At 44.3% G+C, this 11,899-nt stretch carries 6 protein-coding genes; all 6 read left to right on the top strand.

Features of this window, described 5'->3' with window-relative positions; genetic code table 11:
• The first annotated feature begins 13 nt into the window (after positions 1 to 13).
• The 6 genes from Bovatus_RS12235 to Bovatus_RS12210 all read left to right on the top strand — a co-directional run bounded on the left by Bovatus_RS12235 (position 14) and on the right by Bovatus_RS12210 (position 11,898).
• On the top strand, positions 14 to 1,630 hold the full coding sequence (locus Bovatus_RS12235) for a hypothetical protein (RefSeq protein WP_004297808.1): 1,617 nt from the start codon (positions 14 to 16) through the stop codon (positions 1,628 to 1,630).
• 23 nt (positions 1,631 to 1,653) lie between these two features.
• Positions 1,654 to 5,193: a glycoside hydrolase family 97 catalytic domain-containing protein gene (locus Bovatus_RS24800; protein WP_004297807.1), complete on the top strand. Its 3,540-nt coding sequence runs from the start codon at positions 1,654 to 1,656 to the stop codon at positions 5,191 to 5,193.
• A 377-nt stretch (positions 5,194 to 5,570) separates the two neighbouring features.
• Positions 5,571 to 6,965: an MFS transporter gene (locus Bovatus_RS12225; protein WP_004297806.1), complete on the top strand. Its 1,395-nt coding sequence runs from the start codon at positions 5,571 to 5,573 to the stop codon at positions 6,963 to 6,965.
• A 19-nt stretch (positions 6,966 to 6,984) separates the two neighbouring features.
• The gene (locus Bovatus_RS12220) at positions 6,985 to 8,103 is read left to right on the top strand and encodes an endo-1,4-beta-xylanase (RefSeq protein WP_004297805.1); all 1,119 of its coding nucleotides are present in this window, start codon (positions 6,985 to 6,987) and stop codon (positions 8,101 to 8,103) included.
• 33 nt (positions 8,104 to 8,136) lie between these two features.
• The gene (locus tag Bovatus_RS12215) at positions 8,137 to 9,111 is read left to right on the top strand and encodes a glycoside hydrolase family 43 protein (protein ID WP_004297804.1); all 975 of its coding nucleotides are present in this window, start codon (positions 8,137 to 8,139) and stop codon (positions 9,109 to 9,111) included.
• 414 nt (positions 9,112 to 9,525) lie between these two features.
• Positions 9,526 to 11,898, top strand: a complete 2,373-nt coding sequence (locus Bovatus_RS12210) for an ATP-binding response regulator (RefSeq protein ID WP_004297802.1) — start codon at positions 9,526 to 9,528, stop codon at positions 11,896 to 11,898.
• Position 11,899: the final 1 nt, after the last annotated feature.

The following is an 11,899-nucleotide window of genomic DNA, read 5'->3' as shown; positions in this document are numbered from 1 at the left end:
AAAAACATATCTTATGAAGAAAATATTTATAACGCTTGGTTTGGTCTGCGCAACCTTTCTGAATGGTTGGGCGCAGCTCAATCCACTTGACTTGGAATTTCATCGTTTGGCTTCGCGCCGTTTTATCTTCTCTAATAATATTCCGCTGTCAGAGTTTGTTCCTGCAGAAATCGTGGCTTTCGAATCTATGCATCCTGCTTTTCTTCCTTCTACCAAGGGTATGGATGAAGCTGAATGTGATAAAAATTTCAAGCCTGTTATCAATAAGGGACAGTTGGTGCTCTCTAATCAGTGTGGACAAACACCTGTTTCTTTCTATGTAGGTTCGGTCAATCCGTTTGCTACTTATGAGGTCGACATCAATCAACTAACGTTGAAGGGAGACAAAGGTGTTAAGGCTGACAGTGTGGAAGTGGGTTTTGAGTTGGCTCGTTTGGGTTTGCAAGATCGTGTACAGCTTGTGGCTCATCGTTCTACTCAAAAGGAGGGTGTGTATTTGCGCATCTATGAAGATGGCAAGTTGGTTCGTCAGGAATGCTATACGGATGATTTGCCAGATGGTCCCTTCAAACTTCGCGCCCAACTCTATGGACATTCGTGGGGCGCTTTTATTGAAGAAAATGGACATACGGATTATATCGGTTATGTATCTGTGAAGAATAACTTCAGTAAGACGATTGATTTTCGTCGTAAGACGGATGCTGCACAAGCTACTTTTAACGTTATCTCCAATTTAAAAGGGTGTTCGGCAGTTGGTGGTGCTCGTTCTTATCTTTCATCTGGTATCGGTCAGGCAGATATCCGTTTGATTTCAAATGAAGACCTTAGCCCTTATATGGACGATAACCGCTTGTGGTTCACTTTTTCATGTCGTGGTATAGATATTTTCCAGTCTGCACAAGGGGTATTGAGTGTGGATCCTTCGGTATTTGATGTTCGTTTTGAAGGTATGATTATGTACGATCATGGTGATGGCTTGCTGCGAAATGACTATGCGTCGCACTTGTTCTATAATCGTCAAACGCAAGAATGGTGTGCCTATGCCTGCGATTTTGGTGGCACCTATAATCGCGATGGACGTTCAGGTACAGGATTAGTGATAGGCACTTCTAAACGTGATCCGCGTCGTGGATTCTCGGTGATGAAAGCCCGCAAGGTGGAGCCTACACATGTGAAACATCACAATGAGGATCCTTGTATCTTCTATGATACCGATGTGAAGAAATGGCGTTTACTCACTAGTGTGTTTAAAAATGGTATTGTATCAGGTACTTTTGAAAGCGATTCTTGGAATGGCATATTTACCCCCGTTGCAGATCCTATTAAGATGAACTCTACAGGTACCTCTATGCAACGCATAGATGGCAAAGTTTATGTTTTCATGGGTGGATTGGGCGAATTGCGTTGCCATTCCTATCCAGACCTTAAGTTGAAAGGTGAATTGAATTTGGATTTACAACCCCATTGGCCGAAACCCGCGCAACGTGTATGGGCCAGTTTGGTTCCTTTGCCAGAGGGATATCCCTATAAATATGTATTGCTGACCATGGACCGTCCAAATTTCCCCGGTACCCCGAAGCCCAACTGGAGTTACGGAGCACTTTACTTCTATGGTGCAAACCCTAAATAATTGAAATAATTATATTTTATAAGATGGGAAATAAAAAACTTATACAGGCTTTAGCGCTGGCTACATTTTTAGGCATTACAACTACGGTCTTAGCACAAATAACAGAACGTCCCCGTCCTGTATCTTGGGAACAGTTGGTGCCAGGTGCCCGATTTATGGATAGATTTCTGCCTATGCAAGGCAGTAGGTTAGTAGCTGATAGTTGGGGGGCTAAAGGGGTCAAGTTAAGATTGGCAGATAATGGAATAGAAAGTCGTATTTGGTCATTTTGGGGTGGAAACATCGTGAAGGCAGACGATGGGAAATACCATCTGATGGTTTGTGGATGGCTTGAAAGCTCACCTGCCGGTCATATGGAATGGTCAAGGTCTTATGTGTTCAATACCGTTAGCGATACTCCGTATGGACCTTTTGAGCTGCGCAATATGATAGGTCGTGGACACAACCCCGAAGTTTATCGTTTGCTTGACGGACGCTATGTACTCTATGTAATCGATGGATGCTATGTGACCGACAACTTGAACGGAAAATGGCAAAAGTCAAAACTCACTTTCGATTCGCGCGACCGCAACATAGTAGAAGGACTATCCAACCTATCGTTTGCGCGTAGGTCAGATGGCTCTTTTCTGATGGTGTGCCGTGGTGGTGGTATTTGGGTGAGTCGAGATGGCTTTCATTTCAGTCAGGTAAGCAATGAATCCGTCTACCCCAAGGTAGATGGTCGCTTTGAAGACCCTGTCGTTTGGAAAGATAGTGTGCAGTATAATTTGATTGTAAATGATTGGTATGGTCGCATAGCTTACTACCTTCGTTCGGCTAATGGTATAGATTGGACAACGGATGCAGGAGAAGCGTATATGCCGGGCATTGCCCGCCATGCAGATGGAAAAAAAGAAGATTGGTTTAAATATGAACGGCCTAAGGTCTTGCAAGATGAATATGGACGTGCTGTACAGGCCAATTTTGCAGTAATTGATACGCTCAAGTTTGCTGATGATGCCTGCGATAACCATAGCTCTAAAAATATAACCATCCCTCTCAATCCCGGTCTTCTGCTCCATGTTGAAGGAAATAAAAAAATCGACCGTATGTCTCGTGACATTCGTGTCAAGGTATCATCCGAAAAACATTTCGCTCCTTACAGCGATTTAGATATTGCTTCGCTCCGTCTGGGAGCTCCAACAGAAGTGGACTATGGACGAGGATGTCTGGTCAAGAAACACGAACGGGTGGGGAATGATTTGATACTTACCTTTGATGGAAAAGGAAATGGACTTACTTCCAACGATTTTGTTCTCAAACTTATAGGAAAGAAGAAAGACGGAAGCATTGCGTATGGCTATGCGCGATTGCCTCAGGCATCGGTTCACTCCCCTTTACTATCTGCTCGTGCTCCTCGTTTGACTGCCGATGGGAACTGCCGGATTACAGTTGAAAATTTTGGTCTTGAAACGGCAGAACCCAGCACCGTTTGCGTGGAATATACCGATGGAAAAGGACGTGGAAAAATGTTGGGTTCTGCTGAAGTGTCCGCTTTGAAACCCTATGAATCAACAGAAGTGTACTTCAAGCCTGCTGTCTCCCTAACGTTAGGAAAGATGCAAGAGTTAGGAAAAGTATCGGTTATTTTGAAGCAAAATCGCAAGGCTATAGGGCGTGCATTTATCACCCCTATCCATGCTCCCCAGATGCTCCAAGAAGCTACTACGTTGACTTCACCGAATGGAAAATTAACGGCTTCGCTTTCCATCCCCACTATTTCAACAGGAAAGTGGGGAATAGCTTCGTTAGCTGTATCTTTCGCACATCAAGGACAAACACCTACTCAGTTGATGTCTGCCATTTCTTTGGGCTTAAAGACTAATCAAAGAGATTTCTCGCGACGCGTCTGGTTGATAGCGGTCTCAGATGAAAGGAAGATAACCGATGACTATGTGATGATTACTGGAAAACGAAGCCACTGTGTCAACCATGGAGTAGAACGAACCTACACCTTTGAAAACGACAAGAAGCAACTGTTGCAGTTCACTCTGCGTGTATATAACGACGGAGTAGCTTTCCGTTATCAATTGCCACAACACATAGATGCTACCAAAGGAAAAACTGAAATTCTGTTGTCCGAACATACTACCTACAATATTCCTCAAGGAACTAAACGCTGGATGCAGACTTACGATCCTACAAGTTATGAACGGTTCTATCCCTTGATAACCGACGGATCACTTCCCAACGAATCAAAAAAGTTCGATTGGGGGTATCCGTCTTTGATTGAAGCAGCCCAGGAACAGTTTGTGCTCATTACGGAAGCTGGGTTACGTCGCGACCATGCTGCCAGCTATTTGAACAATAAGGTTAAGCCCCATCAATATCAGGTGACATATGGTGACAAGTCATTGCCAATAAAAGCAGGTTACACCTCGCCTTGGCGTGTGCTGATTACAGGAACGATGGCTGATATAGTGGAGTCCACTTTGGTTACAGATGTATCTGACCCCTCCGAAATGACATCAACCGATTGGATAAACCCCGCACCTGCCTCATGGATCTACTGGGCTTATAATCACGGTTCCAAAGATTACAAAATTGTAAAAGAATATGCAGATCTTGCCGTGGATATGAAATGGCCCTATCTGCTTATTGATTGGGAATGGGATGTCATGGGTAATGGCGGTAATATTGACGATGCCTTGCGTTATTGCCATGAACATAAGGTGAGCCCTTTACTATGGTACAATTCATCTACCAATTGGATAGGGAAAGGCGCTCCAGGTCCGCTATACAAACTGAATACGCCCGATGCTCGTAGAAAAGAAATGACTTGGCTGAAGGAAAAAGGGGTGGCTGGAATTAAGGTAGACTTTTTCAAAGGAGATGATGTCAAGAGTGTAAACTATTATCTCGACTTGCTTGAAGAAGCGGCTCGCCAACGCTTGCTCATTACCTTCCATGGTGCAACTGTACCGCGCGGATGGCAACGCACTTATCCCCATCTGATGACAGTAGAAGCTGTGTATGGAGCAGAATGGTATAACAATGCCAAGAGATTAGGACCCCGTGCAGCAGCTCACAATTGTACCTTGGTCTTTACGCGCAATGTAATAGGGCCCATGGACTATACTCCAGGTACGTTTAGTGATAGCCAACACCCACATTTCACTACGCATGGCCATGAGTTGGCATTGCCTATCCTTTTTGAATCTGCTTTGCAGCATATGCCCGATCGACCATCTGTCTATCGTTCATTGCCAAAAGAAGTTAAGCAGTTGCTAAGCCAACTCCCTACCGCTTGGGACGAAACTCGTCTCTTGAATGGTTATCCAGACCATCATGTCGTGATGGCTCGTCGTAAAGGAAATGCTTGGTATGTGGCTGGGATAAATGGTACAGAATCTGCTCAAGAGTTAAAGATGAACTTGAAGCAGTTGGGGCTTGAAGGTCGTACAGCCACGCTGATGGCCGACGGGCAGACTCCACACAGCTTCCGTATTGAAACATTAAAGGTCACTGCATCCATACAAGTATCTACATTACCCCGAGGAGGTTTTGTTTTGCTTATCGATTGAGGCATGATTTTCCTTACCGGGGATTCCCGATGTGAAGAACTTGACATATCTGAGGTAGGATACAACGATAAACTTACTATAATCGTGTAGAGAAACACGGTGTGGAATCCGGGATATTTACAATTATGGTAGATTCTTTGCTTCAAAATATTTGTGGCTAGTGAAATTTTAACAATTATGGATATGCCATTCAAGTAGTGGTTAACATATATGAAAGTTAAGATAACAGATTTATTCAAAAAATGGTAGAAAGGATTTTTATAATAGAAAGTTCTGTAGAAACAGTGAATTGATATCGTTTTTGGGTAGATGAGAAACTGACAATTATAGAATTATTGTTGAGTAAAATTTAACAAAATCTAATTTTTTATGTTATAATGGATAAAATAAAGGATTTTCATAAACTCTCCTGGCTTCAGCGAATAGGTTTCGGCTCAGGTGACTTGGCACAAAATCTGATTTATCAGACAGTATGCATGTATCTGCTATTGTTTTATACCAACGTCTACGGCCTTAAGCCCGAAACGGTAGCTGTAATGTTTCTCATTGTCCGAATAGTGGACGTAATTTGGGATCCGCTGGTCGGTACTTTTGTTGATAAACATAATCCACGCCTGGGTAAATATCGTGCTTATTTGGTGCTTGCAGGTATTCCTCTTACCGGATTTGCCATTCTTTGCTTCTGGAATGGATTTTCGGGTAGTCTGGTTTATGCCTATATTACTTATGTGGGGTTGTCGATGCTCTATACTTTAATAAATGTGCCTTATGGAGCCTTAAATGCCTCACTGACCCGTGATACGAACGAGATCACGACACTGACCAGTGTGCGTATGTTTTTGGCTAACACCGGAGGATTGGCTGTGGCTTACGGTATTCCTAAACTGGTGGCCTGTTTATCACCTGACGGACTGACGAATACAGCAGCTAGTGCCGATGCATGGTTTGCCACAATGACTATTTACGGTATTGTAGGATTGTTGCTGCTGGTTTTCTGTTTCACACAATGTAAAGAGCGGGTGGTAATGGATGCGAAAGAAACGGAGAATGTGCAGGTGTCCGATCTTTGGACAGAGTTTCGTCGTAATCGCCCGCTACGTATTCTGGCCTTTTTCTTTATCACGGCTTTCGCTATGATGGCTGTGGGAAATTCGGCAGGATCCTATTATATGTTATATAATGTACACGGAACGAGCGACCAGATGGCCAATTTCATGGCTCTTGGTTCCATTCCGGCCTTTATATTCATGCCTTTGGTACCGTGGATCAAACGCAGGATAGGAAAACGTGCTATGTTTTCTGTGTTTTTGTCGGTGGCTATTATTGGAATGGCGTTACTCTACGTCATTTCGATGATACCATCATTGAAAAATCAGATATGGCTGGTTTATGTGGCTCAGTTTGTCAAATCTACAGGTGTCATCGTAGCTACAGGTTATATGTGGGCATTGGTTCCTGAAGTCATTTCGTATGGTGAATATACCACGGGTAAACGCATTTCGGGCATTGTGAACGCATTGACGGGTATTTTCTATAAGGCGGGTATGGCCCTTGGCGGTGTAGTACCCGGTTTGGTGTTGGCTTATGTAGGTTTCGACCAGAAGAATACCGTCAGCCAGTCCGCTTTTGCCGAACAGGGTATTTTATGGTTGGTAGCCGTAATTCCCGCTTTGCTGCTTTTGCTGGCCATGTTCATCATTTCGAAATATGAACTGGACGATATGACTGTTGAACGTATCAATAAAGAAATAGAGACAAGAACGAAAATTTAAAAATAGAATAGTAACTGATATGAAACAAAAAATGATTTTGGTACTGCTGATGATCACTATGCTGACTTCTTGCAGTACGGCAGGAGGAAATGACCATCAGGAAACTACACTGAGGTCTCTCTTCGGTGACCGCTTTCTGATTGGAACAGCCCTGAATACCGCCCAGATTATTGGGAGGGATACAGCCGCTTTACAGATTGTCCGTACCCACTTCAATTCGGTGGTAGCGGAGAACTGTATGAAATGTGAAGTGATTCACCCCGAAGAGAATCGATATGATTTTACTCAGGCTGACAAATTTGTGGAATTTGGTGAAAAGAACGGAATGGCTGTTATCGGGCATTGCCTCATTTGGCACTCACAGCTTGCACCCTGGTTTTGTGTGGACGATGCGGGCAATAATGTCACTCCCGAAATATTGAAGCAGCGTATGAAAGCCCATATTACGACAATTGTAAGCCGTTATAAAGGACGGATTAAAGGGTGGGATGTCGTGAATGAGGCTATTGTGGAAGACGGTTCTTACCGCAAGAGTAAGTTTTATGAGATATTGGGTAAGGAATTTATCCCGTTGGCATTCCGTTATGCGCATGAGGCTGATCCGGATGCCGAACTCTATTATAATGATTATAATATGCATGTAGCGGGTCGCAGAAATACAGTGGTAGAACTGGTACATTCCTTGAAAACAAAAGGACTGCGTATTGATGCCATAGGTATGCAGGGGCATATCGGCATGGATTATCCTGATATAAAAGAGTTTGAAGAAAGTATGCAGGTTTTTGCCGAAGCCGGTGTGAAGGTGATGGTTACGGAATGGGACATGAGCGCTCTGCCTACTATCAGCATGACGGCCAATGTATCGGATACGGCTGCATATCGAAAAGAATTGAATCCCTATCCAGTGGGATTACCCGATTCGGTATCTCAGGCATGGAATTTTCGTATGAAAATGTTCCTTGACCTTTTTGTGAAACATTCGAATTTCGTATCCAGAGTGACAGTATGGGGAGTAACAGACGAAGACTCATGGAAAAACAACTTTCCGGTATGTGGTCGACATGATTATCCGCTTCTTTTTGATCGTAACTATGAACCGAAACCGTTTGTGAAAGAACTGCTCTTTGATAAAAAATAAAATGATCTGTTTAATCTGCAATATAGACTAAATATGAAAAAAGAAATGAGATACCTGGTTCCGGGTGATTATATGGCAGATCCGGCCGTACATGTCTTTAATGGTAGGGTTTACATCTATCCCAGCCACGATTGGGAAAGCGGCGTAGAGGAGAACGATAATGGCGATCACTTTAATATGAAAGATTACCATGTCTTCTCTACTGACAACATAATGCATGGAGAAGTCACTGACCACGGCATTGTCCTGCAGGTAGAGGATATTCCCTGGGCAGGCCGCCAGTTATGGGATTGTGATGTGGCTGAGAAGGATGGAAAGTATTACATGTATTTTCCACTGAAGGATAAAAACGACATTTTTCATATTGGTGTGGCAGTTAGTGACAAACCGGAAGGTCCGTTTATTCCGCAATCTGATCCTATCAGAGGGAGTTACAGTATTGATCCCGCCATATTGGATGACGGTGATGGAAATTACTATATGTATTTTGGTGGCCTTTGGGGCGGGCAACTACAACGTTATCATAATAACAAGGCTGTGGAGAGTGCCGCGTTTCCGGCTGACAACGAACCAGCCATTCCCGCACGGGTGGCCAGGCTAAGCCGAGACATGCTGGAATTTGCAGAGAAGCCCCGTCCGGTTGTGATTCTGGATGAAGAAGGTCGTCCATTAACCCAGGGGGATAATGGACGTCGTTTCTTTGAGGCGTCCTGGATGCACAAATATAAGGGGAAATATTATTTTTCCTATTCTACGGGAGATACACATCGTTTGTGCTATGCTGTGGGTGACAATCCCTACGGGCCGTTCACTTACAGAGGTGTGATCCTTACGCCAGTGGTAGGCTGGACCACTCATCATGCCATTATTGAATATCAGAACAAATGGTATTTATTTCATCATGATTGTGTGCCTTCGGGTGGGAAAACCTGGCTTCGTAGTCTGAAAGTAACGGAACTGGAATATGATATGGACGGTAATATAATTACAATAGATGGAGGAGCGTAGGGCTGGAACACTTCCGTTTTGATCCGGCAAGTTCCTTGTTGATTGTAGGGTTATTTGTCAGGATAACTAGACTACAGCTTGGTTGTCCGCCGATAATTGTGTTTTGTAAAAAGGAACAATATAAATTTTGATGTTGGTGAACAAGCTAACGTGACCATGGTCATTCCACTGTCATGTGATATTTTTATTGTGTCCTGTAAACAAACGAAAGTTTAGGATATTATATGAAAAAAACAGGCTGTAGTGACAACTTTTGTGTATGCTATTATAGATTATTAGAAGCAGAATGATTATAATGGTATAATTGATGGGCGGGTAATGAGCGCCTGATATGTTCAGCGGTATTATCTGCCTTTCCTTTTCCTGAGTCGGTAGAACAGGAGAAGGAAAGGAGAAAGAAAAACAAAACGAATCATGTGGCTGAGATTTAAAATATTTGTAGGATATATCACTCTGATTGCCCTGCTCACTTTTACCATTTATTTTTTCCGCAAAGAACAGACAAAGCGTATTATGCTTCAACAGGATGAACAGGAACTTCTTCATTTCTGGCATCTGACCGGCGAAGCCTACGCCGGTCTGTTGGATCTTGCTACTTATGGAGAGACGGTCAGTGTGTGGGACGAGAACGATCGGAGTACTTACCAGAAAAGGAGAGATGAAGTATGCGGCACATTACAGTCCTTGAAGCAATATGTTCATACATCTGAACAACGGGTGCGTATAGATTCGCTGTGCCTGCTTTTGGAGAGAAAGGGGCAGTTGCTTGACACGGTTATGCATACGTTCAGTCGTTTTCGTTCGGTTGGTGAAATCATAAACCGGAAAATTCCGATGATTGCATCCCGTGCCCGCGATGACAGAACGCTTGTTGGAGTAAAAGAGGAAATTCCGAAGAAAAGTTTCTGGTCCTTCCTCAAACGCAAGAAGAGAAAATCCGTTTATTTGGAACAGAAAGAAAAACGGGAACGGCTGCATCCAGCGGAAATGGACCGGCAGATTTCAACTGCCGGTATGCTGTATTCTCTGAACAGGGAACTGACCGGCAGGCAGGAGACTGAGCGTGAAAGGTTGTTGGCACAAATGGAGCGTCTGTACAATAATAATATGGCATTAAACTGCAGATTGTACGGTATCATTAGGGATTTTGAATCGGAAACGGACCGGCGCCTTGAAGAACGTTACATGCAGTTCCTTTGGGCACGAGACCGGTCCTTTTATACGGTTTCCACCCTTGCCGTCTTTATTTCATTGCTGACTATTCTCCTTTATATTATCATACATAGGGAGTTGAATCGACGGAACCGATACCGGCGTCAGTTGGAAGCTTCCAACAGGGAAAACACGGAACTTCTCCAATCCAGGAAGTGTATGATGCTGACTATCGCCCATGACCTGCGTTCTCCCCTTGCCACCATCAGAGCAACGGCAGAACTGTTGCCCGATGAAAAGGAAAGGGCCGGACAGGCGGAATACGCTGAAAATATCCGGCATGCATCGGACTATATGCTTTCTCTGGTTGACACGCTGATGAATTTCTATCTGCTTGATACAGGGCAGGCACGAGAGAATATCTCCGTCTTTTGTCTGGAAACCCTGTTCAGGGAGATTGCAAACAATTACATGCCGCTCGTCCAAAAGAAAGGATTGCAACTGTTTCCCCGGTATTCCGGTCTGAACGTTGTTGTCAGTTGCGACAAGGGACATTTGCAGCAGATTGTGAACAACCTGCTTTCCAACGCCCTGAAATTTACCGGGAAAGGATATGTCCGGCTGGAAGCGACATTCAGTAGCGGAGAACTGTGTATCAAAGTGCAGGATACGGGAGCGGGGATGAATGATGAGGAGCAGAAACGGATATTCGATGCGTTCGAAAGGCTTGACAATGCCCGCGGCATTTCAGGTTTCGGGCTTGGCCTTGCTATCGTTTCCCGGCTTGTTTCACAGCTGGGCGGTTCCATCGGGGTGGAGAGTCACCCGGGGAAAGGCAGCTGTTTTACCGTATCTCTGCCCCTTTACCCTGCCGACAGTAGTTCCTTGAAGGAGGAGTTACAATTTCCGTCTGATTATCAAACGGAAGGACTGCGTATTCTCCTTCTTGACGATGACCCGAGACAACTTTCCGTAACACGGGAGATGTTCAGGCGAAACCGGGTTGAATGTGACTGTTATACCGATTTCCGGCAGGTGGTTGCAAAATTGCGGGATGAGGATTATGACGCGTTGTTGACGGATATCCGCATGCCTGACATGGACGGTTTCGGGTTGCTGGAGTTGTTGCGTTCATCCAATATGGAAAGGGCTGGAACAATTCCGGTCATAGCCGTGACTGCCGATATGGATCCGGAAGAAGAGTACCTTTCCCGGGGATTTTCCGGATGTGTCCGTAAGCCTTTCCTGATGAATGACCTGTTGGAAACCGTTTCCCGAATTGTCGGAAAGACAAGACGGACGGTATGGCAACCGGATTTCTCTCTGATTCTTTCGGAAGAAGACAATAAGGATGAGATGCTCGGTGTCTTTATCTCGGAAAGCCGCAAGGACCTTGACAGGTTACATGGGGCGTTGGAAAAGGATGACCGCCAGACAGTCCGTGAGATCTTGCACAAGAACCTTCCCTTGTGGACAAGTGTCCGCCTTGATTATCCGATAGAGGAACTGCAAACAGTTGTGCTGTCCGATCCGGAACTCTGGACGGAAGAACAGATAAGGTGTATCTATAAGATAGGGGAAGCAGCAGGGAAACTAACTACCTGTGCTGAAAATATAAAGAAGAATATAAAATAAG

The organism is Bacteroides ovatus (genome assembly GCF_001314995.1).
Lineage (GTDB): Bacteria > Bacteroidota > Bacteroidia > Bacteroidales > Bacteroidaceae > Bacteroides > Bacteroides ovatus.
This window is presented reverse-complemented; position numbering and strand designations above follow the sequence as displayed.